Below are 22,401 nucleotides of genomic sequence, written 5' to 3' on the forward strand. Positions count from 1 at the left end.
GAAGTATCACAACTTCTCTTTTCTCTTCTTAACATTATAATTCCTGTGTATACGCCGGCTCGTTTACTACATTTTTTGCTGTTCGTTTTTGTTGCTGTAGTAAGAAAACAGATACACCAAACAATACGAGCATGCTACCGATAATTTGCATTACATTTAGTCTTTCACCAAGTAAGAAGAACGCTAGTATAGATGCTCCGACGGGTTCTCCTAAAATACTCATTGAAATTGTTGTTGCATTTACGTAGTTTAATAACCAATTATTAATGACGTGTGATACTGTCGGTACAACCGCAAGTAAAAGAAAAACGGTCCAATCCCACTTCGTATAACCTGTAAAAGGCACTTGCAACACTATATTATAAATCCCCATAAAAATACCTGCGAATGCAAAAACTGTAAAGCTGTAAATCCAGTGTGATACTTTCTTTACTGTCGTTTGCCCGATAAATAAATAACCGACAACCGCTATTACACTTAAAAAGGATAATATATCTCCATAAATTGCTTGTTCACTTAGCCCTAAATCTCCCCAACCAATACACATTACGCCTAATATCGCAATTCCCATTGTTGCAATAGCTGAGTATGTTGTTCTTTCTTTAAATAAGAAAAAACCTCCAGCTAAAGATACGATTGGTTGAAGCGCTAAAATAATCGTCGAACTAGCAACTGTCGTATGCTTTAAAGATTCAAACCATAAAAGAAAATGAAGTGCTAAAAAGAAACCAGATCCAATTAAAAATCCCCAATCTTTTAGTTGAATCTTACTAAATTCTTCCCGTTTTTTCCAAACGATAGGCAGCATAATAAGTACGATAATCCATAATCGGTACATACTTAATATGGAAGATGGTGCTGAGGACATCTTTACAAAAACTGCTGCGAATGAAATGGCTATAATGGAAATGGCTAATGGTAGTGCGATCGATCTTTCTTGTTTCAAATTCCGTCTCCCCTCTCACCTGTCAAAAATCCCACTTCATTATATCTGTTTTCTTTCATAACTTAAATACTAATTTTTTAGATTCTTCGTACCATTATGGTAAAATAGAAACGAAAGCACCTATTAGTGAATATTTCTTTCTTTTTCACTACAAGCGTAGCTCTTACAATCATTACAGTAAATTTTTATTTAGGGGGATCTACATGAATCAAACAATCGGGAGAATTGAAGAAATTTCATTTTATAGTGCATCACTTCAAGAAGATGTTACACTTCTCGTTTACTTACCGGTAAATTACACACCACTGCACAAACATACAGTTGTAATTGCACAAGATGGTAGAGATTATTTTCAGCTTGGTAAAGCGCACCGTGTAATTGAGCGCCTTCGTGAAACTGAAGAAATTGACCGTACAATTATTGTCGGTATTCCATATAGAAATGTACACGATCGTAAAGAAAAATATTTCCCAAATGACGTAAAAAACGCTGCGTATATTCGTTTCCTTGCTCATGAACTTGCACCATATATCGATGAAAATTATCCAACGTACCAAATGGGAAAAGGTCGTGTGTTAATTGGTGATTCTCTTGGCGGAACAGTTTCCTTCATGACTGCACTTATGTATCCGCATACATTCGGTAAAGTCGTTATGCAATCACCATTTGTGGATGAAACAGTGATGAACTTAGCAAAAGACTTCAAAACTCCGGAGGCGCTAGACCTTTATCACGTCATTGGGACAGAAGAAACAGCTGTAAAGCGCACGGATGGACAAGTATCTGATTTCGTAGGGCCGAACCGTGAGCTTAATACGCTTCTGACAGATAGAAATTTCATCACATATTACGAGGAGTTTGAAGGTAACCACACGTGGAAATATTGGCAAACTGATTTACCGAAAGCTTTCTCTCATATTCTATCAATGAAATAATAAAGAGCAGTATTCAGAATAATTTGATATAATAGATAGAGAGATTTGTTTTTCTCAAAATCTAACTAGACTTACAAAGGGAGGAATTGGAACATGAAATTAGGCATTGTAATTTTTCCATCTAAAATGATTCAAGATAAAGCGAACGGATTGCGTAAACGTTATGATCCGCACTACGCATTAGTTCCGCCACACATTACATTGAAAACACCCTTTGAGACGCAAGATGAACACTTAGAATCGATTGTAAACGAGTTACATACAATCGCAAGTAAAACGAACCCTTTCACCCTTCACGTCGGAAAAGTTGGTTCATTCGCACCTGTTAATAATGTTCTTTATTTTAAAGTAGAAAAAACACCTGAACTTACTTTCTTAAATGAAGAAATGCATAGTGAATTCTTTACACAAGAACGCGAATATGCTTTCGTACCTCATTTAACAATCGGACAAGGCTTATCAGATGCAGAGCATGCTGATGTATTAGGTCGATTACGTATGAAAGATTTCTATTATGAACAACCAATTGATCGCTTCCATCTTCTATATCAATTAGAAAATGGAACATGGACTGTATACGAAACATTCCACCTTGGAAAGGGGAACAACTAATTTGCACGCACAGATCGTACAAACGGACGAACAACTAAGAGATGCATTCTCTGTACGTAAGCAAGTATTTGTGAATGAACAACAAGTTTCTGCTGAAGAAGAGTATGATGAATTTGAAGAAACTTCAACACACGTTGTTATATATGATAATGATGTTCCAGTTGGTGCTGGTCGTTTTCGAATACTGGATGGAATAGGAAAAATGGAACGCATTTGCGTACTAGCTTCCCATCGTAAAAAAGGCATTGGAAAAATTGTTATGGATGCACTTGAAGCGTATGCGAAGGAAAATTCGCTACCAAAATTAAAGCTGCACGCCCAAACACATGCTGAAGATTTCTATAAGAAACTTGGATATGTAACGAATTCTAATGTATTCATGGAAGCAAATATTCCTCACATCGTTATGATAAAAGAATTGTAATTTGAAAACAGGAGGTATCCCCTCCTGTTTTTTACATTGCTATTTTCTTTTTCTTCCGCTAAAGTTAAATGTTGATGCTATAGTTTTGAAGGTGAATATATGACACAAGAAAAATTTTCACAAAAATCATTAACACACGCTGATATTCCGCGTGCAACATACCATATTCCGAAAACATCTACCCATTTAATTATGGAAGAAGATGCTGATGCGGCGTATTTCCGCGCTCTCGAGCAACAAAATGTTTTTTTAAATGAAAAACAATTAGAAGCCGTACGAACGACAGAAGGTCCTGTTCTTACATTAGCTGGTGCCGGAAGCGGGAAAACATCTGTTTTAACAACCCGCGTAGGTTATTTAGTAAATGTAAAACAAGTTCATCCGCGAAATATTTTATTACTTACATTTACACAAAAAGCAGCTGAAGAAATCAGAAACCGTGTAGCAAATTTACCAGGTATGAATCGTGCAGCAAGTAGCTATGTTGTTGCTGGTACGTTCCACTCTGTCTTTTTAAAATTGCTTCGTAGTCAAGGATATAATCAGCAAATTTTAGCAAACGAAAAGCATAAGCAAATTATGATAAAGAAAATTTTAAAAGAGTTACGCTTAAAAGACGATTATGATGCTGAAACGATGCTGGCTATGATTTCACTTGAGAAAAACAAATTGAATCGTCCGAAAGATGTAAAAGCAAAAACACCCGTTGAACAAGAATTTAAAGAAGTATACGAGCGTTTTGAAGAAGTGAAACAACGATATAATTATATTGATTTCGATGACATCCTATTAGAAACATATTATATGTTAGAAAATAACGCTCCTTTGCTTACCCAATTACAACAACGTTTCCACTATATTGAAGTAGATGAGTTCCAAGATACATCGTATGCACAATATGAAATCGTAAAATTGTTAGCCACGCCAAGAAATAATTTATTTATCGCAGGTGATGACGACCAAGCGATATACGGCTGGCGAGGAGCAAGTCACCAAATTATTTTATCTTTTCCAAAAGAATTTGATAACACTACGATTATCGCACTGAATACGAACTATCGATCTAATCCTTTTATCGTCGGACTTGGAAATGAAGTTATCAAACTAAATCAAGAACGTTTTGATAAAGAGCTATATTCTGTGCGCGAAGAAGGTGTACAACCTTTTTACGCAAGACCTGCTACGACTCTTGATGAAGCAAATCAAATTTTGCAGCTCATTCAAGAAAAAGTAGATAGCGGCGAACGTAACTTTAAAGATTTTTGTTTACTGTACCGCACACATTCTGTAAGCCGTTCGTTACTTGATCAGCTTACCATTCACAAAATCCCGTTTATTAAGCACGGAGCGAGCCAATCATTTTATGAACATTCTTTAATTAAGCCTGTATTAGATCATTTAAGACTGGTAATTGAACCGTTTCGATTAGAATCACTTTCAAATATATTACCAACGATGTATATTGGGCGTGATGATTGTATTTCATTTATTGAACGTGAACAATGGAAATATGGTGAGGGACGCTTCCCTTCTCTTCTTCATTTCTTATTATTAAATCCGAGCTTAAAACCTTTTCAAGTGAAAAAGGTAAATGAGCGTATCGATTTTATTAAATTTATAAAAGAATTAGAACCGAAAAAAGCATTAAAAGAAATTATTCATGGTAAAGGAAAGTATTTAGAGTACTTACAAAGTAATGATCGCTCTTCCTTTACGATGCATAAAGATATACAAGAAGAAATGTTAGAAGAATTAATGGAGTCTGCAACTCGTTTCACCGATATTCCAGCATACTTACAATTTATTGATGAAGCAATTCAAGGTCAAAAAGAAATGGAAGCATTAAAAACAATGCCCGAAAAAGATGCTGTTTCGCTTATGTCTATCCATAACGCAAAAGGTCTTGAATTTCCATGCGTCTTTTTACTTGGAGCGAGCGATGGTATTCTCCCTCATACTTCTTCTTTAAAAGATGCAAATGATCGTGTTACAGAGACTTCTGAAGCTTTAGAAGAAGAACGTCGACTACTTTATGTCGCCATTACACGTGCGAAAGAAGAACTTTACATTTCCTCTCCGCAATTTTTTAGAGGAAAAAAATTAGATATCTCTCGTTTTTTATATACTGCGCGAAAAGATTTACCTGAAAAGACATCCACTAAATAAGGATGTCTTTTTTTCATATTGCATTATGTACATCCCTACTATATAAATTCCCTGTTTTTATCATAAGAATTAACGTAATATCAACCATATCCCATTCATATTGTAATAGTGTATGTCAGAACTCACGATAAGGAGTGAACATAATGAGCTGCAATTGTAACGAAGATAATCAACATGATTTTGATTTCAATTGTGTATCAAATGTCGTTCGTTTTATACATGAACTACAAGAATGTGCCACGACAACATGTGGATCTGGTTGCGAAGTTCCATTTTTAGGTGCACATAACAATGCATCAGTAGCAAATACACGTCCTTTTATTTTATACACAAAAGCAGGAACACCTTTTGAAGCCTTTGCACCATCTGCAAGCCTTACTAGCTGCCAATCTCCAATTTTCCGCGTAGAAAGTATAGATGATGATGACTGTGCTGTATTGCGTGTATTGACTGTAGTTTTAGGTGATGGTACCTCAGTACCACCTGGGGATGACCCCATTTGTACGTTTTTAGCTGTACCAAATGCAAGACTCGTATCAAGCTCCACTTGTCTTACTGTTGATTTAAGTTGCTTCTGCGCTATTCAATGCTTACGTGATGTTTCTATATAAAACTGAATACTAATTTAAGCATGGATTGGGTGGCAGAGTTTTCTGCCACCCAATCCATGCTTAAAAGGTATTATTATGTATTTTTCATAAAATTGGGAACTTGTCTAGAACATAGAACCTGTCCTTTTCATTAACTGAAAGTAGAAACAGATAAAGGAGTGAAAAACATGTTCTCTTCTGATTGCGAATTTCCTAAAATTGATTGTGAGGCGAAACCAGCTAGTACACTACCTGCCTTCGGTTTTGCTTTCAACGCTTCCGGCCCTCAGTTCGCTTCATTATTCACACCATTACTATTACCTAGCGTAAGTCCAAACCCAAATATTACTGTTCCTGTAATAAACAATACAGTAAGTGTCGGAGATGGCATTCGAATTCAAGTAGCTGGTATTTATCAAATCAGTTATACATTAACAATTAGTCTCGATAACGTTCCTACCGCACCAGAAGCTGGTCGTTTCTTCTTATCATTAGGTACGCCAGCTAACATTATTCCTGGATCAGGTACAGCAGTTCGATCTAACGTTATTGGTACTGGTGAAGTAGATGTATCCAGTGGTGTTATTCTTATTAACTTAAACCCTGGTGACTTAATTCAAATTGTACCAGTTGAACTGCTTGGAACTGTGGACATCCGTGCTGCAGCATTAACAGTTGCACAAATTAGCTAGTAAAAAGCGGTATTTCTCTTTTGAAATACCGCTTTTTATATATATAATAAAAACACTCACAGTAACATGAGTGTTTCATTCTTCATAGTGTTTTATTGCGTTCTTCTTTTTCCCACAATTACATCCTTTTTTCTTCACAAATCCTTGTTGCTGTAATTGTTCTTGATACGCCTGTTGTTGCGCTTGGTGTTGTTGCTGTATATGATACCATTGCTGCAGGTCATATGAATTTTGCCTTGGATTATTGCTCACAGCAAACATCTCCTCTACTGTCAATTCTGTCTATTTACTATATGAACAACTCTTTATTTCCGTTCCCTCATTCTTTTAAACTCCGCTTCCTCTCGTATTATAAAAATATGTTATTCTCCCATAAAATATCCTGTAATCGTTTCAATAATTGCTGCTGCACCTGCAATAGCTAATAATGCAAGTAACGGCTCTGCAACGATAGGGATCCAATTATATAAAACTAATAAAAAAGCACTAACCCATACACCTGTACACCAATAACAACTTAATAATTCACCAATCCACTTTCTTAATCCTTTACCTTTTACTTTTGTAAAAGTTGATACACTTCCATCCGGCTCTGTAATCTCTAATTCGTCAATAAACGGTCTTCGCAAAAAAGCTGTAATTTTATCATATACAATTAAACGAGTGAGCCTAAAAGCTGCTAAAGCGAAAATAAAAAATAAAAGCCAACTTGTAAACAGCATGATTCCACCTTCCCTTATCTTCTTTCGCCTATTTAAAAAAAAAGGTCTTGAGATTGTGACCAAATCTCCTCGACTCCAATATCTTATTAATGTAAATACAAACAAGAAGATAAGGAGTGACATTAATGAGTTGTAACGAAAATAAACACCATAGCTCTTCTCATTGTGTAGTTGACGTTGTAAAATTCATCAATGAATTACAAGATTGTTCTACAACAACATGTGGATCTGGTTGTGAAATTCCATTTTTAGGTGCACACAATACTGCATCAGTAGCAAATACACGTCCTTTTATTTTATACACAAAAGCTGGAACACCTTTTGAAGCTTTCGCACCATCTGCAAGCCTAGTTAGCTGCCAATCTCCAATTTTCCGTGTGGAAAGTGTAGATGATGATAGCTGCGCTGTACTAAGAGTACTAACTGTAGTATTAGGTGATGGTACCTCTGTACCGCCTGGAGATAATCCAATTTGTACGTTTTTAGCTGTACCAAATGCTAAATTAATAGCAACACCTACTTGCATCACTGTTGATTTAAGCTGTTTCTGTGCGATCCAGTGCTTACGCGACGTTTCTATCTAATAAATAAAGTGAACTAAAAAACTATTGGGGTGGTAGAAGCTTTCTACCACCTTTACATATTTAAAAGCCAGCCATATCAATCGATTTGATGTCTTCTATAGATAACCTAATATCTCTCATACTATTTGGTGGCATAATAGCTACAATTCCATTACGATACGAGATAATTGATCCAATATAAGAAACGGTAGCCGTTTTTATTCTGCACCTTACTTTCGGAATATAATGAGGGCGGTTTAATAAAAAATGAATTTTCTCTTCATTGTTCATATCCTTAAATGATTTATTATACGGGACTGTTCTCACTGGTTCTTGCTGTTCTTGTACTTGTTCCTCTTCTTCTATTTCTTCTATTTTCTGCTCTTGTTGTTCTTGTTCTTGCTGTTCTATTACCTCTTCCACAGCACTACTTACAGCATTTTCATTTTCATTTTCATTTCTATTACTTTCTTCTCTTCGATCCTCATTTTCAAAGTTTGTTAAGATAATCCTTTTTATTTTCGGTGCAGCAAGTTCCAAACTTACTTGCGCAATATATAACAACGGTTTTCCAACTGTTGAACTTTTATTTTTATTCTTCACACTCGTCCCTCCCACTTCCATACGTAGCTGAATAAATCGTGTACTATTATAGTTATATTCATAACGTGGTAAGAACTTTCGTTAAAAATCGTTCTTTCTAAGAACAAATAAAAGGACAATCTCAACATGTAGAGATTGCCCTTTTAAAATTACTATTATATTTATCCTAGGATATGATACCCTGAATCAACGTGAATGTTTTCTCCTGTTACGCCGCGTGCTAAATCACTGAATAAGAATACTGCTGTATCCCCAACTTCTTCTGGAGTTGTTGTACGACGAAGTGGTGCGCGCTCCTCAATTTCTCTTAAGATTGAGTTAAAGTCGCCTACGCCTTTTGCAGATAACGTACGAATTGGTCCTGCTGAAATAGCGTTAACGCGAATGCCATGTTGACCTAAATCGTTAGCCAAATATTTCACGCTAGCTTCTAATGAAGCTTTCGCAACACCCATAACGTTATAGTTTTTCACAACGCGCTCGCCGCCAAGGTATGTTAACGTTAAAATATTTCCGCCTTCTGTCATTACTTTCTTCGCTTCTCTTGCTACAGCTGTTAAAGAGAATGCACTAATATTTTGTGCAAGTAAAAATCCATCGCGAGAAGTATCTACAAATTCACCTTTTAAATCATCACGATTTGCAAAAGCAATACAGTGTGCAACACCGTGAATTGTACCAACCTCTTGCTTGATTGTTTCAAAGCAAGCTGTAAGTTCTTCATCATTTGTTACATCACAAGGTAATACAAGTGATTCTTGTCCTTCTAACGTGTCCGCTAATTCACGAACGTTTCTCTCTAAACGTTCTCCTGCATATGTGAATATTAATTTTGCACCTGCATTATGCAAAGAGCGAGCAATTCCCCACGCAATACTTCTTTGGTTCGCAACGCCCATAACAACAAATGTTTTCCCTTGTAATAGTTCCATGATATATCCTCCCAGAATTACTTATACTTGTTATTAGTACCTGATACTATAATTATAGTACCATAAAACCTCTTAAAGGCAAACAAAAAAGTCATTAACTTAAATTTTGTTAATGACTTTTTGTTTCTATAAAAAACTGCTCTAATCCTTCTTCCCAAGAAGGCATTTGTGAAAAACCATTTAATCGTAGCATGTTATGTTGAAAAACAGAATATTTCGGTCTCGCTGCCGCTGCTCCAAATTCTTCAGTTGAAACTGGTAATACATTCACTTTCATATTTGCATTCGAAAATATTTTCTTTGCAAATTCAAACCAAGAACACGAGCCTCTATTTGATACATGATACGTACCGTATAAAGAAGTATGAATGAGCTTATTAATCATCACATTTAAATCTGTCACATAAGTAGGAGAACCGATTTGATCCGCTACAACAGATACTTCTTCTCTTTCTTTACCTAATCTCATCATCGTTTTCACAAAATTATTCCCATACTTACCATATAGCCACGATGTACGAACGATAAAGTATTTATTATGTAGCTCTTTGACGAACTGCTCTCCCGCATACTTAGAAGCTCCGTATATATTTATCGGCGCTGGATTATGAAATTCACCGTACCCCTCCGGTCTGTCGCCCTGAAATACATAATCAGTACTAATATAAACTAATTTCGCCCCTACTAATTGTGAAGCAACCGCTACATTTCGAGCTCCTATTGCATTTATTACATAAGCGAGATCTTGTTCTTTCTCAGCATGATCAACCTTCGTATACGCTGCACAATGAATAATTATGTGTGGCCTTATTTCTTGTACCACTTGCTGCATTCGGGATATATTTGTTATATCTAGTAACTTTTTATCAAATGGATATATGTCATATTCTTCAGGATTTAACTCTTCTTGTAGTTGCTTTCCCAATTGACCATTTGCTCCTGTTATGATAATCCGTTCTTTCATTTATATGCCCCTTACTGTTTTAATGGTTTCCACCATTCCTTATTCTTCTCATACCATTGCACTGTTTCTTGTAATCCTTGCTCAAACGTATACTTCGGTTCCCAATCAAATTCATTCTTCATTTTCTCTGCATCAATCGCATAACGACGATCGTGTCCTAAACGGTCTGTCACATATTCAATATCTTTTTTCGTTTTTCCTAAGAGAGAGATGATTTGTTCCACAACATCTATATTTGTTTTTTCATTATTTCCACCTATATTATATACTTCTCCTATACGCCCCTCATGCAGAACGACGTCAATCGCACTACAATGATCCGTTACATGTAACCAATCTCTTACATTTAATCCGTCGCCGTATAACGGTAGCTTTTTTTCTTCTAGCGCATTCGTAACCATTAACGGAATTAACTTTTCAGGATATTGATACGGCCCATAGTTATTGGAGCAACGCGTTACTATAACTGGTAATTGATATGTTTTATAATAAGATAAAGCTATCATGTCGGCGCTCGCCTTACTTGAAGAATATGGACTATTTGGAGCTAACGGGGTTTCCTCGGTAAATCGCCCTGTTTTCCCTAAAGAGCCGTACACCTCATCTGTTGATACTTGCACGAGTTTAATATGTGGATATTTTTTTACTAATTCTAATAAGGTTACTGTCCCAATTACATTTGTATCATAAAAAGGAATCGGATTTTCAATGCTACGGTCCACATGTGATTCAGCTGCGAAATTGACAATTACTTGCACGTCACGCTCCTTAATAACATGCTCCAGCAGCTCTCCATTTTGAATTTCCCCTTTTATAAAAGAGTAATTCGGATGATCTTGAATAGACTTTACATTATTTAAATTCCCGCTATATGTTAATGCATCGAAATTAATAATTTTATATGTTTCATAGCTTTGTAACATGTAATGAACAAAATTACTTCCAATAAATCCGGCCCCACCTGTTACTAATATATTCATATAACAACTCTCCTACTCAAAAGCTATCTTCACATTCCTGAAGTAACGGTAATATTCGATCTTTATCAGACAAAATAGGACTTGTTACCGGCCATGGAATTGCTAATTCTTTATCTTCCCAAAGTAACCCTGAGTCATGCTCGGCGCTATAATACTCATCTACTTTATACATAACAATCGTATGCGGGACAAGTGTACAAAAACCATGTGCAAATCCTTTTGGCACTAATAATTGCCGATGATTATCCGCACTTAAAATATATCCTCTCCACTGCTTAAACGTTGGTGAATCTTTTCGCAAATCAACGATAACGTCATAGATTGCGCCTTGCATAACTTGAATAAGTTTCGTTTGTGCTTTCGGATTTTTTTGAAAGTGTAACCCCCGAATCGTTCCCGCTTCTGCCGAATAAGAAACATTATCCTGTACAAATGAATGCGTAACTCCTAATGTTTCTAGTACCTTCTTATTATAACTTTCTGTAAAAAAGCCACGCTCATCTCCAAATAACCTCGGTTCTAACAATTTTGCGTCGATAAAGTTTGTTTCTACAACTTTCATATTCTCACCTATTCTCCGTTAAACTGTTTCCCAAAGTTTATATCCCGTGCTAACGTATTCGCCCTTTGAAGAGAAATATGCGTTCCCGCATCAGTCCACCAACCGCCCATTTCATTATAAGTAAGTACCTCTCGTTTTAAATACCAATTATTGATATCTGTAATTTCAAGTTCTCCCCTTGCGGAAGGTTTTAATTCTTTTATATAAGAAAAGACTTTCGAATCGTACAAATAAATTCCTGTAACTGCATAGGAACTTTTCGGCTCTTTCGGCTTTTCTTCAATTTCAATTATTTTTCTGTTTTGAATGTGCGCTACGCCAAATCTCTCTGGATCATCTACAGATTGCAGCAGTACTTTCGCACCTTCTTTTTGATTTGCAAACTCTTCAACGTACGGAGCAATGTCATCTGAAAAAATATTATCTCCTAATATAACTACCATACGATCGTTCCCGACGAAATCCTCACAAAGCCCTAATGCTTGTGCAATTCCCCCGGCCTTATCTTGCACACGATACGTAAAGGACACGCCAAACTCTTGACCGCTTCCTAAAAAACTAACAACATCTCCCATATGCTCTTTCCCTGTAATAATCATAATATCTGTAATATCGCATTGTTTCAGCTTATATACTGCATGATAAATCATTGGATAACGTCCAACGGGAAGCAAATGCTTATTCGTTACTTTCGTTATTGGATATAATCTCGATCCAGTTCCACCTGCTAAAATAATTCCTTTCATCCTGCATCTCTCCCTTATGATGGAGATAGTATATCTTTGTAATGTTCTACAAATACTTTCCGATACTTCTCATATGTATCCGCATCAAACTCATCCCCGTTGTAGTGAATACACCATAAATTTGCTTGATTAGGGATACCAATTAAATAACCCGCCTTTTGAAATTCTAAAGCCTGCGACACATCATAAAAGTGGAACCCTTGAAACAAGTCTTCTCGCCACGGAATATCATATTGTGTGGCCATTAATAATCCATCAATTGCCTGAACTGACATAAATGATTGATTCCCATAAAACAGCTGATCTAAATTCAACAATTGATAATTTTGTCTTCTGTACTCAATCACTTTCCCTACTAAATTTTTCCCTTCCCACCATATCCCATTGCTCGGTAAAAACTGAGCTCCAGCTACGCCAATTAAACCAAGTTTTTCGTTATCTTTAAAAAGAGAAATGAGTGTATAAAACATCTCTCGATTAATAAGGTAAGTATCTTGATGTATATAAACCTTATACTTCGCGGGATAGGAAAGTGCTCGGTTATATGCACTTGCCATACTTTTCGCATCTCGTATCGGAAAAATTTGTACGACATAACCAGGGGGAACAAAAAGGTTTCTTATTTGTCTCTCGCATTGTTCAAATAGCTCTTCATTATTTATACAAACAACGACTAATATTGTATGATCCTTCATCTTGTAGCCCCTCTATTCGTCTTGATTTACATCTGACATATAGTGCTCCACAAATATCTTTCTATACTTTTCATAGTTGGTCATATTCACATCAATATGATAGTGAATGCACCAAGCATCACGCTGTACAGGAACCCCAACTGTATATCCAGCTTTTCTAAATTCAAATGATTGAGACACATCATAATAGTCAAACCCATCAAACAAGTCTTCACGCCACGGAATATCGTATTGCGTTGCCATTAATAATCCGTCAATACATTCTACAGGCATAAATGTTTTTGAGTCATGATATGGCTTTTCTTGACTTGCCATATAATATAAATCATTCATATAACCAATGACTTTTCCAACAACTCCTCTACCTACATTCCATATTCCATTTGGAGGAACATATTGGGCTCCAACCATACCAATCATTCCAAGATGTTCATGTTCCTGAAACAATTGAAGTAATCCGTATAAAAACCCCATATTTACAATGAAAACATCTTGATGTATATACACTTTATATTTCGCTGGATGCGAAATTGCTTTATTATATCCGCTCGTCATACTTTTTGCATTCCGAATCGGCATAAACTGTATCGTATATCCTGGAGGAACTGGCAATTGTAATATATGTCGCGCACATTGTGCATACATTTGCCGATCATTTATACACGTAACAAATAATATTGTTTTATCTGCCGCACTCATAATTGTGATTTTTCTGCTTCAATAATGTATTGAAATACAACCGTCTCAGCCATGAAGCCACTTCCAAGACGATATTTTTTACAAATCCCATATAATTCCTCAATAAGCGGTTCATACATTTTATGATCAACATATACACGATCTACTTTACTAATCGAATAACCTGCTTTTAAAAACATTCGCAGCATTTCATTAAATGTAAAGAAACGAATATGTGTTTTATCTAATAAACCATATTCTGTATACGTCCAATTTCCAGCGAGTAAGGGAGCTAATACTGAGATGTGAGAAACGTTCGGTATACTAGCCAAAATTACACCATTTTGCTTTATATATGGTTTTACTTTTTCTATTACAGCCCACGGATCAAATAAATGCTCTAATACGTCTCCAAATATAACGCAATCAAATTGCTCTTCCTCATACGGCATATCCATTGTTTCTATATCACCTAAAACAACATGATCTAGTTTTTCTTTCGCTTGTTCTGCCGCCTCTGGGAATGCCTCAATTCCTGATACACGTGTACCATTTTCTTTTATGACCGCCCCCAATGCACCACTCGAACAACCAATATCAAGAACTTCTTTCCATTCCTTTTTTATATGCTTTAATAAATTCGGATTCACTGCATTATAATAATGCCCAGACTTTTCTTCATATAAAGAATTTTTTGGAGAATTCATTTCACACACTCCTTATGCAAATTGAATTTGAAATATAAACCTCATATGAAGTCTATACATGTAACCAGTACACGGATACTTTACTATATAGCCAATCTATTATAGTTAGAATCGTAATAAGGCCATTTCTAAAAAACGCAACCTATAACGATTTATATTGTTCATCAAAAACACTCCGAAAATATTTGCGGTTATATTCAATTGCAGCATTATTCGGAACATAAGAAGCTGCTAATTCATTGTAATAATAAGCTTTATCTTGCTCGCCTAACTTGCTATAACAAATACACATTTGTAAATAAGGAATCCACGTGTAGCTAGCTGGACTGTGAAAAGGACTGTCTGTTGCCATTGTCACTTCTGTTGCAAGTTTAAACCAAAAAATTGCTTCATTATATTTTTGTTGATCCATATATATATATCCTATTCTTGTACAATTCTCTCCTCTAGGAACATCATATCGAAATGACTTTACACAAGATTCAACTGCCTTCTCCCACATTCCAAGCTTTGCATAGCAATCTCCTAATTTACCACATGCATAAATTTTCTCTTCATACCAACCTTCGTCTTGATTAAGAAATGTTTCATATAGCAGAACTGCATCATCATATTTTTGATTATCCATAGATTCATTCGCGTAATAAAACAAATCTCTCGGACTCAATTCTTCTCCAGCTGCTACAGCATCTTGAAAAATTTTCAAATTACGGTTCGTTACTTTCTTTTCTTTTTTATGTGTAATCGCCACATTACTATTAAAAATCTCACCAAAAATAGCTAAATACTCATGCACCTTTCCAAACCATTGAAATTCTTTTTCACGCTTTACAAGTCGATATCTTTTTGTACAATATAAAGGTTTCCCGTTAGAATCCATTACAAGATGATACGGCATCGAAACAGCATCAACATCAGGATCTAACTCTCTTTTTAATAGCTTCAATGCCTCTTGAGCTTCTTCTAATAACACATCATCAGCATCTAGCCATAATATATATTCTTGCGTTGCTTTCGAAAAAGAAAAATTTCTAGCTGCCGCAAAATCGTTAATCCATGGAAAGTCATATATGTTAGAGGTATATTGAGCTACAATTTCTTTCGTTCGATCAATAGAACCTGTATCAACTACAATAATTTCATCAACAATTTTTTCTACTGCGTCTAAACATCGACCGATTGTATCTTCCTCATCTCGAACAATCATACATAAACTAATTGTAATTCCTTGCTTGTTCAACATAATCACCCTCTTCCAAATCAATCATATGTTATACATACAATAAACTTTCCACTTTTTTAACTTGCACAAGCAGTTTAAGATTTCTTTTCAATAATTCAAATGTCCGTGTCATTTTCTTCCGGTTTTGCATCTACTATATAATGAACGCTTTATGGAGGTGAATTTATGTCAAATAATAATTATTCAGATGGATTAAATCCCGATGAATCTTTATCAGCTAGTGCATTTGACCCTAATCTTGTAGGACCAACATTACCACCAATACCACCGTTTACCCTTCCTACCGGGCCGACTGGACCGACTGGACCAACTGGCCCTACTGGCCCTACCGGACCGACTGGACCTACTGGGCCGACTGGACCGACTGGGCCAACTGGACCTTCTGGATTAGGACTTCCAGCAGGATTGTATGCCTTTAACTCAGCTACAGTTTCTTTGGCTCTTGGAATTAATGATCCAGTACCATTTAATACCGTTGGATCTCAGTTTGGTACGGCAATTTCTCAAATGGATGCCGATACTTTCGTAATTAGTGAAACTGGTTTCTATAAAATTACTGTTATTGCTTATACAGCGGCAGTAAGTTTATTAGGAAGTCTTGGAATTCAAGTTAATGGAGTTAATGTACCAGGTGCGGGCACAAGCTTGATTTCACTTGGAGCTCCTATCGTTATCCAAGCCATTACACAAATTACTACAACACCATCACTCGTTGAAGCAATTGTTACAGGAATTGGATTATCACTAGCTCTTGGTACAAGTGCATCAATTATTATTGAAAAAATCGCTTAATTTTGTACTTAGCAGTAAAACTGATATCAGTTTTACTGCTTTTTCATTGCTAAATTCAATCATGAAATCTTTCTTTTCTACATAGTCATAATGTTGTATGACATTCTGCAGGAGGCTCTTATATGGAAAATAAATCTGCTGTCCAGCTTTATCTCGAGTTATTAAAGAAAACCATTTTATTTGAAATATGGTTAGAATACGAACCATACTTACCTGCTTCTTTACATATATCTAAAGAGCTATCATATGAACCAGTTACAGTTCCACTTCCTTTATTTCTTAAGCAGTACGTAGAAAATCACAATTTAAAAATCGTTGATCCTAACGTTTCAAAAAGTGAGCGTCAAGGTGGAAAGGATTGGCCAAGAGCAGCACACAGTATGGTTGGGCGAAAACGTATGAATCAATTACATGAGGCTATGGAAACTGTTGTCAGGGAAAATATAGAAGGTGATTTTATTGAAACTGGTGTATGGCGTGGAGGATCATGCATTTTTATGAATGGTTTTTTACAAGCAAATAATATTACGGATCGTACTGTGTGGGTTGCCGATTCGTTTGAAGGTCTGCCCGCACCTAACTTAGAACAATACCCGAAAGATTACGGTGATTATTTGCATACATTCGATTACTTACGAGTTTCCTTAGAAACAGTGCAAGAAAACTTTAGAAAATACGATTTATTAAATGATCAGGTGAAATTTTTAAAGGGTTGGTTTAAAGATACTTTACCTTCCGCACCAGTAGAAAAAATTGCAATTGCTCGCCTTGATGGTGATATGTATGAATCAACAATGGATAGTCTTGTTAACTTATACGATAAAGTTTCAACAGGTGGCTATATTATTATTGATGATTACGGATTGGTAACATGCGCCGAAGCTGTAACAGATTTCAGAAATGAAAGAAACTTAAAAGCTCCTATTACTACAATTGATGATTTCGGTATTTATTGGCGAAAAGAATAGAATATAATTTTATTTTTTGAGGGGTTCTATTACACTATTTATTCATAAGAACGAATTGTGTAAAGTTCCCCTCACTATAAATGGACAATAGAAATCCCCTACTTTACTACAAGGACGGAGTGAATGTATGAACGAAAACGAGAAAAAAATCACATTAATTCCACCCCCAGAACTCGTTCAATATGTAGGTGGTAACTTTGAAGAAGTTGGAAAAGAGTTTATGCAGTACTTTATTGAAATTGGCAATTTAAAATCAAATGAAACAGTGTTAGATGTAGGTTGTGGCATCGGCCGAATGGCGGTTCCATTAATGAATTATTTAAGCGATGATGGTACTTATTATGGATTTGACTTATTTAATGCGGGAATTACATGGTGCAAAAGTAACATTTCAACACGCCGTAACAATTTCCATTTTGAACATGTCGATATATATAATCAGTTCTACAATCCCGATGGAAAAGAAGATGCCTCCCAATACAAGTTTCCATATGAAGATGAATCATTTGATTTTATTTTTTTAACGTCTGTATTTACCCATCTCCTTCCGAAAGAATTAGAACATTACGTACGCGAGATTGCACGAGTTCTAAAAAAAGATGGGAGATGTTTTATTACTTTCTTTTTAATTAATCCTGAATCATCCTATTACTTAAATGCCGGACTAAGTACGTTAGGTTTTTATCATCAAATTGATAATTGTTATGTTCTAAATAAAGATATTCCGAATTTCGCAGTTGCCTATCCTGAGGAAGATATTCGTACCCTATTAAATAAATATGGGCTAGAAGTACAGTCCCCCACTCATTATGGTTCATGGTGTAGCAGAACTGCACACACAAGTTATCAAGATATTATTCTTACACAAAAAACTTCTGAAAGGTAGTTGTATATGAATAATATAAAAAATCCGCCTCTCGTTTCCATTCTTATTCCCACCTATAATCGACCACATTATTTTAAAATTGCTTTAGAAAGTGCATTAGCACAAACGTATTCAAATATTGAAATCATTGTAGGGGACGATAGTACAAATAATGAAACAGAAAAATTAATATACAGACATTATTTACATAAGCATAAACATATAACATACATTCGAAACGCCTCTACGCTAGGACAATTTCATAACGCTCTTATGCTCTTAGAACATTCAAATGGAGAGTACATAAATTTCTTGATGGACGATGATACATTTTATAATAATAAAATCGAAAAAATGATGTTTTATTTCCAACAAGACTTAAATAAAAATCTCGCACTTATCACATCCTATCGCACTTGGATTGATGATAATGGAGATATAATTGAACAACATCCCTCCATGAAAAAATTATATGATGAAGATACGCTACTAAATGGGAAAGATTTTGGAAACCGTATGCTTATGGCAGGACAAAATATTATCGGTGAACCTACAATCGTACTCTTTAGAAAAAGCCTATTAACGGATCCTTTCGGCACTTTAAATGGCAGAAAATATGGTTGTAGTGTTGATATGGCCTCTTGGATAAGTTTACTTTCAAAAGGTGATGCGATGTATATCACTGAGCCTTTAAGTTCATTCCGCCTTCATACGGGACAGCAAGTACGTCACAAATTCCTTGAGGGCTGTGAAGATTTTTCTCAGCTCGTTTTAACCTCAAAAAAGTATGGTTTCTTACAAGACACTAAATATTATAAAAAGGGTTTGATAAGAGCTTACGGATGGTATAAAAATGCAGTCAAATTTTACAATTTATTCCCAAACCTCATTCCAGATATAAATACACATGCCCGCCTTTCCCATTGTTTACATATCATTACAAAAGAGCTCCGTGCAATATAGTCTATCACAAGGGAGGAGCTATTCCTTCCTCGTGATGTATGACTTCCCACAAAAAGTGGAATAAATGTATGCATAGTCTGCTTGTATATTATTTTTATCATGACATGATCCATATACTTACTAGGCGATAGAAAGGAATACATACATTGAAAGATCCAAATTCTCAATATCAAATAGACTACGTATTACTATTCATCTTATTTGCCATTGGGACTGTTAGTTGCTTTGCAATTGCAAGTGCACAAGCTTCTTTACCACCATTTTTGCAAAGCGTAAATTTTGTATTAAAGCAAATCCAATGGTACTTCATTGGATTTATAGCCATTGGTGTCATTATGATTATTGATTTCGATCGTTATCAAAAAATTGCTTGGTATTTATATAGCTTTGCATTGGTACTACTCATTGGACTAGAACTTCAAGTACCAGGTGCCGTCACAATTAAAGGCGCTACCGCTTGGTACAGGCTCCCAGGCATCGGAAATTTCCAGCCTTCTGAAATTATGAAATTGTTTTTAATCCTCGTCACCGGACGAATTATAGCAAATCACAATGAGAAATATTTTTCCCGAACAATACACGACGATTTTTTATTACTCGGAAAAATATGTGCAACAAGTTTGCCACCTCTGCTGCTTATTGCAAAGGAACCTGATTTAGGAAATACGATGGTAATTTCAGCTATGCTCGCAGCAATGATACTAGTTTCTGGTATACGTTGGCGTTTTATTTTCGGATTAGTTTCTGGCATTTCTGCAGCTGGCGTTACATTAACTTATATTTTTTTTACTCATACAAAATTCTTTAAAGCACACATTTTACAAGAATATCAACTAAATCGCTTTTATGGCTGGTTAGCTCCATACAAATATGATGCGCAAGGCTATCAATTAAGACAAGCTTTCTTAGCTACTGGATCAGGAGAAATGCAAGGTAAAGGTTGGGAAAATGGACAAGTATACTTTCCAGAACCACATACAGATTTTATTTTCACTAATGTCGCTGAACAATTCGGCTTTTTAGGCGCAAGTGTCATTATTGCACTTTTTTTCCTACTCATTTTCCGCATGATTCATATCGCTTTAGAAAGTAATGATCCTTTTGGTAGTTACATCTGCGCTGGTACAATCGGAATGTTTACTTTTCAAGTATTTCAAAATATCGGGATGACTATCGGGTTACTCCCTATTACAGGAATCACACTACCCCTTATGAGCTACGGAGGAAGTTCCTTACTCACATACATGATAGCGATTGGATTTGTTTTGAACGTTCGCTCAAGGACGAAAATTTTTATGTTTAAATGAAGTACAAAAACGGTATATTTTTATCAAGCTTTAATGGGCAGTAAGACCCCCACCTTAAAATTCAGCGAAAGCAAAGAAGTTAGGTGGGGGTCGGGCTGCCCATTAAAGTCCGATTGGTGAGGGCTAATAATCAGTGGGGGATGAAGAACACCCCCACTGATTAAAGTTTCACTTTATCTCTATCCTTTTTTAGATATACTAATGGAAAATATGATGGAGGTTTAAATATGAAATATGACATTATAGGGGATATTCATGGATGCTTCCAAGAGTTTCAAGATTTAACGACGAAACTCGGATATAAGTGGAATAGTGACCTACCGATCCACCCTGATCAACGTAAGCTTGCATTTGTTGGTGATATTACAGATCGGGGCCCTCATTCATTACGTATGATTGAAATTGTATGGGAACTTGTCATCAATAAAAAAGTAGCTTATTACGCTCCGGGAAATCACTGTAATAAACTATACCGATTTTTCCTTGGGCGTAACGTATCAATCGCTCACGGGCTCGAAACAACTGTTGCTGAATATGAAGCACTGCCTTCTCATAAACAAAATATTATAAAAGAAAAATTCATCACACTTTATGAACAATCCCCTTTATATCACGTACTCGATGAAAAAAGGTTAATTGTATGTCACGCCGGAATTCGGCAAGATTACATAGGAAGACAAGATAAAAAAGTACAAACCTTTGTATTATATGGCGATATTACAGGAGAAAAACATGCTGACGGCTCTCCTGTCCGTCGCGACTGGGCGAAGGAATACAAAGGAAAATATTGGATTATATATGGACATACACCTGTAAAAGAACCTCGCTTTGTAAATCATACAGTTAATATTGACACTGGTGCTGTATTTGGCGGGCGTTTAACTGGATTACGTTATCCCGAAATGGAGACTGTTTCTGTCCCTTCCTCCCTACCTTTTGTCCCAGAGAAGTTTCGCCCAATTTCATAACTTACGAGGGATTACCATATCATTTAGGCCGCTCTCATACCAAAACTAGGTAAAGTAATGAAAAAAAGATGCAATAAAGTGCATCTTTTTTTCATTACACGGCATATACTGTCGCAGGAGGTGACAGAATGAAGAAAAAATCTTCTAAACAAAAAAGAAAATGCCCGCCTTTTTATCTGCCCATGTACGGAATTAACAACTGGTGCAGCATCCGAGCTGCAGCTTTAGAAGAACTGGAAGGACAAGAGGCTTCCCCCAAAAACAAAGCCAGACCAAAATATGTCTCTTTAGAAAATGCTGTAATGAGCCGCATAATTGATAATAGAAAAACAAAGATGCAGCAAAAAAATAAACCTCTCTCTACTCATAATGAACAGATTGTGCCCTCTGAGCAAACAGAGAAAAATATAGAAGAAAATATACCTGTAGCAATAAATAAAAAAGCAGAAGCAGAAATTCCAGCTGCTATTATCAATCAAGTGAAGAAAATAAAAGAAGCATTAGCACCATCCAATGATATACAAACGGAAAAAACGATCATAATTCAAACCCCTACACCTGAAAATACAAAAGTGAAAAAAGGTGGGCGGTATGCACATGCAGAAGGGCTTCACTCTAATGCAGAGGGGACAGCTTCACATGCAGAAGGGCTTCTTACACACGCAAAAGCTTCTTTCTCTCATGCAGAAGGGTCAAAAACGAAAGCAACTGGACATAGTTCCCATAGTGAAGGAAGTGAAACGACAGCAGGCGGCTCTTATTCTCATGCGGAAGGTAA

The 22,401-nt window shown here is 35.9% G+C and carries 26 protein-coding genes and 1 pseudogene; 14 read left to right on the forward strand and 13 right to left on the reverse strand.

Annotation, left to right across the window (positions count from 1 at the left end):
- Positions 1-34: 34 nt before the first annotated feature.
- A complete protein-coding gene (locus MR113_RS16365; RefSeq protein ID WP_242255548.1) occupies positions 35-946 on the reverse strand; it encodes a DMT family transporter in 912 nt (303 codons plus the stop codon).
- Between the two features lie 203 nt (positions 947-1,149).
- Here MR113_RS16365 and MR113_RS16370 point away from each other — a divergent pair, with 203 nt between their 5' ends.
- From MR113_RS16370 to exsF, 6 genes are all read left to right on the forward strand, one after another.
- Positions 1,150-1,881 (forward strand): alpha/beta hydrolase, encoded by a 732-nt coding sequence (locus tag MR113_RS16370; protein ID WP_242255549.1) that lies wholly within the window; start codon positions 1,150-1,152, stop codon positions 1,879-1,881.
- A 93-nt stretch (positions 1,882-1,974) separates the two neighbouring features.
- Complete coding sequence (locus tag MR113_RS16375) at positions 1,975-2,493, forward strand: YjcG family protein (RefSeq protein ID WP_242255551.1); 519 nt, start codon at positions 1,975-1,977, stop codon at positions 2,491-2,493.
- A gap of 1 nt (position 2,494) precedes the next feature.
- Entirely contained in the window at positions 2,495-2,917 is a 423-nt protein-coding gene (locus MR113_RS16380; protein WP_073517523.1) for a GNAT family N-acetyltransferase, read from the forward strand.
- 99 nt (positions 2,918-3,016) lie between these two features.
- On the forward strand, positions 3,017-5,083 hold the full coding sequence (locus tag MR113_RS16385; RefSeq protein WP_242255553.1) for an ATP-dependent helicase: 2,067 nt from the start codon (positions 3,017-3,019) through the stop codon (positions 5,081-5,083).
- Positions 5,084-5,226: 143 nt separating this feature from the next.
- A complete protein-coding gene (gene cotY / locus MR113_RS16390; protein ID WP_061678757.1) occupies positions 5,227-5,694 on the forward strand; it encodes a spore coat protein CotY in 468 nt (155 codons plus the stop codon).
- 167 nt (positions 5,695-5,861) lie between these two features.
- The gene (gene exsF, locus MR113_RS16395) at positions 5,862-6,365 is read left to right on the forward strand and encodes an exosporium protein ExsF (protein WP_073517525.1); all 504 of its coding nucleotides are present in this window, start codon (positions 5,862-5,864) and stop codon (positions 6,363-6,365) included.
- A 75-nt stretch (positions 6,366-6,440) separates the two neighbouring features.
- Here exsF and MR113_RS16400 read toward each other — a convergent pair whose 3' ends face one another.
- Complete coding sequence (locus MR113_RS16400; RefSeq protein WP_242255555.1) at positions 6,441-6,626, reverse strand: cytochrome C oxidase subunit III; 186 nt, start codon at positions 6,624-6,626, stop codon at positions 6,441-6,443.
- A gap of 101 nt (positions 6,627-6,727) precedes the next feature.
- Positions 6,728-7,087 carry a DUF1360 domain-containing protein gene (locus tag MR113_RS16405; protein WP_000899662.1) on the reverse strand — a complete coding sequence of 120 codons (360 nt, stop codon included), beginning with the start codon at positions 7,085-7,087 and terminating at the stop codon, positions 6,728-6,730.
- A gap of 125 nt (positions 7,088-7,212) precedes the next feature.
- On the opposite strand from MR113_RS16405, the gene exsY reads away from it, so the two are divergent.
- The gene (gene exsY, locus MR113_RS16410; protein ID WP_098499954.1) at positions 7,213-7,671 is read left to right on the forward strand and encodes an exosporium assembly protein ExsY; all 459 of its coding nucleotides are present in this window, start codon (positions 7,213-7,215) and stop codon (positions 7,669-7,671) included.
- 60 nt (positions 7,672-7,731) lie between these two features.
- On the opposite strand, the gene MR113_RS16415 is transcribed toward exsY, so the two are convergent.
- From MR113_RS16415 to MR113_RS16460, 10 genes are all read right to left on the reverse strand, one after another.
- The gene (locus tag MR113_RS16415; protein WP_242255557.1) at positions 7,732-8,274 is read right to left on the reverse strand and encodes a CotO family spore coat protein; all 543 of its coding nucleotides are present in this window, start codon (positions 8,272-8,274) and stop codon (positions 7,732-7,734) included.
- Positions 8,275-8,414: 140 nt separating this feature from the next.
- Positions 8,415-9,185 carry an enoyl-ACP reductase FabI gene (gene fabI, locus MR113_RS16420; protein WP_000421885.1) on the reverse strand — a complete coding sequence of 257 codons (771 nt, stop codon included), beginning with the start codon at positions 9,183-9,185 and terminating at the stop codon, positions 8,415-8,417.
- A gap of 109 nt (positions 9,186-9,294) precedes the next feature.
- The gene (gene rfbD, locus MR113_RS16425; protein ID WP_097845354.1) at positions 9,295-10,149 is read right to left on the reverse strand and encodes a dTDP-4-dehydrorhamnose reductase; all 855 of its coding nucleotides are present in this window, start codon (positions 10,147-10,149) and stop codon (positions 9,295-9,297) included.
- A gap of 11 nt (positions 10,150-10,160) precedes the next feature.
- Positions 10,161-11,129 carry a dTDP-glucose 4,6-dehydratase gene (rfbB, locus tag MR113_RS16430; protein WP_242255559.1) on the reverse strand — a complete coding sequence of 323 codons (969 nt, stop codon included), beginning with the start codon at positions 11,127-11,129 and terminating at the stop codon, positions 10,161-10,163.
- A 16-nt stretch (positions 11,130-11,145) separates the two neighbouring features.
- The gene (gene rfbC / locus MR113_RS16435) at positions 11,146-11,691 is read right to left on the reverse strand and encodes a dTDP-4-dehydrorhamnose 3,5-epimerase (protein WP_242255561.1); all 546 of its coding nucleotides are present in this window, start codon (positions 11,689-11,691) and stop codon (positions 11,146-11,148) included.
- A gap of 8 nt (positions 11,692-11,699) precedes the next feature.
- Complete coding sequence (locus tag MR113_RS16440) at positions 11,700-12,437, reverse strand: sugar phosphate nucleotidyltransferase (RefSeq protein WP_242255564.1); 738 nt, start codon at positions 12,435-12,437, stop codon at positions 11,700-11,702.
- Positions 12,438-12,451: 14 nt separating this feature from the next.
- Complete coding sequence (locus MR113_RS16445) at positions 12,452-13,132, reverse strand: glycosyltransferase family protein (protein WP_242255566.1); 681 nt, start codon at positions 13,130-13,132, stop codon at positions 12,452-12,454.
- Positions 13,133-13,144: 12 nt separating this feature from the next.
- Positions 13,145-13,831 (reverse strand): glycosyltransferase family protein, encoded by a 687-nt coding sequence (locus tag MR113_RS16450; RefSeq protein ID WP_073517533.1) that lies wholly within the window; start codon positions 13,829-13,831, stop codon positions 13,145-13,147.
- Positions 13,828-14,517: a class I SAM-dependent methyltransferase gene (locus MR113_RS16455; protein WP_242255568.1), complete on the reverse strand. Its 690-nt coding sequence runs from the start codon at positions 14,515-14,517 to the stop codon at positions 13,828-13,830. The genes MR113_RS16450 and MR113_RS16455 overlap by 4 nt, the downstream gene beginning before the upstream one ends.
- Positions 14,518-14,659: 142 nt before the next feature.
- Entirely contained in the window at positions 14,660-15,760 is a 1,101-nt protein-coding gene (locus tag MR113_RS16460; protein ID WP_242255569.1) for a glycosyltransferase, read from the reverse strand.
- Positions 15,761-15,925: 165 nt separating this feature from the next.
- On the opposite strand from MR113_RS16460, the gene MR113_RS16465 reads away from it, so the two are divergent.
- The 7 genes and pseudogenes from MR113_RS16465 to MR113_RS16495 form a co-directional block, all read left to right on the forward strand.
- Positions 15,926-16,552 (forward strand): BclA C-terminal domain-containing protein, encoded by a 627-nt coding sequence (locus tag MR113_RS16465; RefSeq protein WP_242255570.1) that lies wholly within the window; start codon positions 15,926-15,928, stop codon positions 16,550-16,552.
- 122 nt (positions 16,553-16,674) lie between these two features.
- The gene (locus tag MR113_RS16470) at positions 16,675-17,520 is read left to right on the forward strand and encodes a TylF/MycF family methyltransferase (RefSeq protein ID WP_098109762.1); all 846 of its coding nucleotides are present in this window, start codon (positions 16,675-16,677) and stop codon (positions 17,518-17,520) included.
- A 127-nt stretch (positions 17,521-17,647) separates the two neighbouring features.
- Positions 17,648-18,406 (forward strand): class I SAM-dependent methyltransferase, encoded by a 759-nt coding sequence (locus tag MR113_RS16475; protein WP_242255571.1) that lies wholly within the window; start codon positions 17,648-17,650, stop codon positions 18,404-18,406.
- 6 nt (positions 18,407-18,412) lie between these two features.
- Positions 18,413-19,348 carry a glycosyltransferase family 2 protein gene (locus MR113_RS16480; protein ID WP_242255572.1) on the forward strand — a complete coding sequence of 312 codons (936 nt, stop codon included), beginning with the start codon at positions 18,413-18,415 and terminating at the stop codon, positions 19,346-19,348.
- Between the two features lie 146 nt (positions 19,349-19,494).
- Positions 19,495-20,655 carry an FtsW/RodA/SpoVE family cell cycle protein gene (locus MR113_RS16485; RefSeq protein WP_242255573.1) on the forward strand — a complete coding sequence of 387 codons (1,161 nt, stop codon included), beginning with the start codon at positions 19,495-19,497 and terminating at the stop codon, positions 20,653-20,655.
- A 227-nt stretch (positions 20,656-20,882) separates the two neighbouring features.
- Positions 20,883-21,623, forward strand: coding sequence for a bis(5'-nucleosyl)-tetraphosphatase PrpE (gene prpE, locus MR113_RS16490; RefSeq protein ID WP_242255576.1), 741 nt, complete (start codon positions 20,883-20,885; stop codon positions 21,621-21,623).
- A 128-nt stretch (positions 21,624-21,751) separates the two neighbouring features.
- Positions 21,752-22,401, forward strand: a pseudogene (locus MR113_RS16495) (peptidase G2 autoproteolytic cleavage domain-containing protein); the annotation flags it as partial.

Origin of the sequence: Bacillus cereus group sp. BfR-BA-01379, assembly GCF_022663605.1 — a bacterium.
GTDB lineage: Bacteria > Bacillota > Bacilli > Bacillales > Bacillaceae_G > Bacillus_A > Bacillus_A mobilis.

Bases quoted from the DNA above. Each gene is read 5' to 3' on its own strand.
- MR113_RS16370 (WP_242255549.1), top strand. From the start codon at position 1,150: ATGAATCAAACAATCGGGAGAATTGAAGAAATTTCATTTTATAGTGCA.
- MR113_RS16375 (WP_242255551.1), top strand. From the start codon at position 1,975: ATGAAATTAGGCATTGTAATTTTTCCATCTAAAATGATTCAAGATAAA.
- MR113_RS16385 (WP_242255553.1), top strand. From the start codon at position 3,017: ATGACACAAGAAAAATTTTCACAAAAATCATTAACACACGCTGATATT.
- cotY (WP_061678757.1), top strand. From the start codon at position 5,227: ATGAGCTGCAATTGTAACGAAGATAATCAACATGATTTTGATTTCAAT.
- exsF (WP_073517525.1), top strand. From the start codon at position 5,862: ATGTTCTCTTCTGATTGCGAATTTCCTAAAATTGATTGTGAGGCGAAA.
- MR113_RS16400 (WP_242255555.1), bottom strand. From the start codon at position 6,626: ATGTTTGCTGTGAGCAATAATCCAAGGCAAAATTCATATGACCTGCAG.
- MR113_RS16405 (WP_000899662.1), bottom strand. From the start codon at position 7,087: ATGCTGTTTACAAGTTGGCTTTTATTTTTTATTTTCGCTTTAGCAGCT.
- exsY (WP_098499954.1), top strand. From the start codon at position 7,213: ATGAGTTGTAACGAAAATAAACACCATAGCTCTTCTCATTGTGTAGTT.
- MR113_RS16415 (WP_242255557.1), bottom strand. From the start codon at position 8,274: ATGGAAGTGGGAGGGACGAGTGTGAAGAATAAAAATAAAAGTTCAACA.
- fabI (WP_000421885.1), bottom strand. From the start codon at position 9,185: ATGGAACTATTACAAGGGAAAACATTTGTTGTTATGGGCGTTGCGAAC.
- rfbD (WP_097845354.1), bottom strand. From the start codon at position 10,149: ATGAAAGAACGGATTATCATAACAGGAGCAAATGGTCAATTGGGAAAG.
- rfbB (WP_242255559.1), bottom strand. From the start codon at position 11,129: ATGAATATATTAGTAACAGGTGGGGCCGGATTTATTGGAAGTAATTTT.
- rfbC (WP_242255561.1), bottom strand. From the start codon at position 11,691: ATGAAAGTTGTAGAAACAAACTTTATCGACGCAAAATTGTTAGAACCG.
- MR113_RS16440 (WP_242255564.1), bottom strand. From the start codon at position 12,437: ATGAAAGGAATTATTTTAGCAGGTGGAACTGGATCGAGATTATATCCA.
- MR113_RS16445 (WP_242255566.1), bottom strand. From the start codon at position 13,132: ATGAAGGATCATACAATATTAGTCGTTGTTTGTATAAATAATGAAGAG.
- MR113_RS16450 (WP_073517533.1), bottom strand. From the start codon at position 13,831: ATGAGTGCGGCAGATAAAACAATATTATTTGTTACGTGTATAAATGAT.
- MR113_RS16455 (WP_242255568.1), bottom strand. From the start codon at position 14,517: ATGAATTCTCCAAAAAATTCTTTATATGAAGAAAAGTCTGGGCATTAT.
- MR113_RS16460 (WP_242255569.1), bottom strand. From the start codon at position 15,760: ATGTTGAACAAGCAAGGAATTACAATTAGTTTATGTATGATTGTTCGA.
- MR113_RS16465 (WP_242255570.1), top strand. From the start codon at position 15,926: ATGTCAAATAATAATTATTCAGATGGATTAAATCCCGATGAATCTTTA.
- MR113_RS16470 (WP_098109762.1), top strand. From the start codon at position 16,675: ATGGAAAATAAATCTGCTGTCCAGCTTTATCTCGAGTTATTAAAGAAA.
- MR113_RS16475 (WP_242255571.1), top strand. From the start codon at position 17,648: ATGAACGAAAACGAGAAAAAAATCACATTAATTCCACCCCCAGAACTC.
- MR113_RS16480 (WP_242255572.1), top strand. From the start codon at position 18,413: ATGAATAATATAAAAAATCCGCCTCTCGTTTCCATTCTTATTCCCACC.
- prpE (WP_242255576.1), top strand. From the start codon at position 20,883: ATGAAATATGACATTATAGGGGATATTCATGGATGCTTCCAAGAGTTT.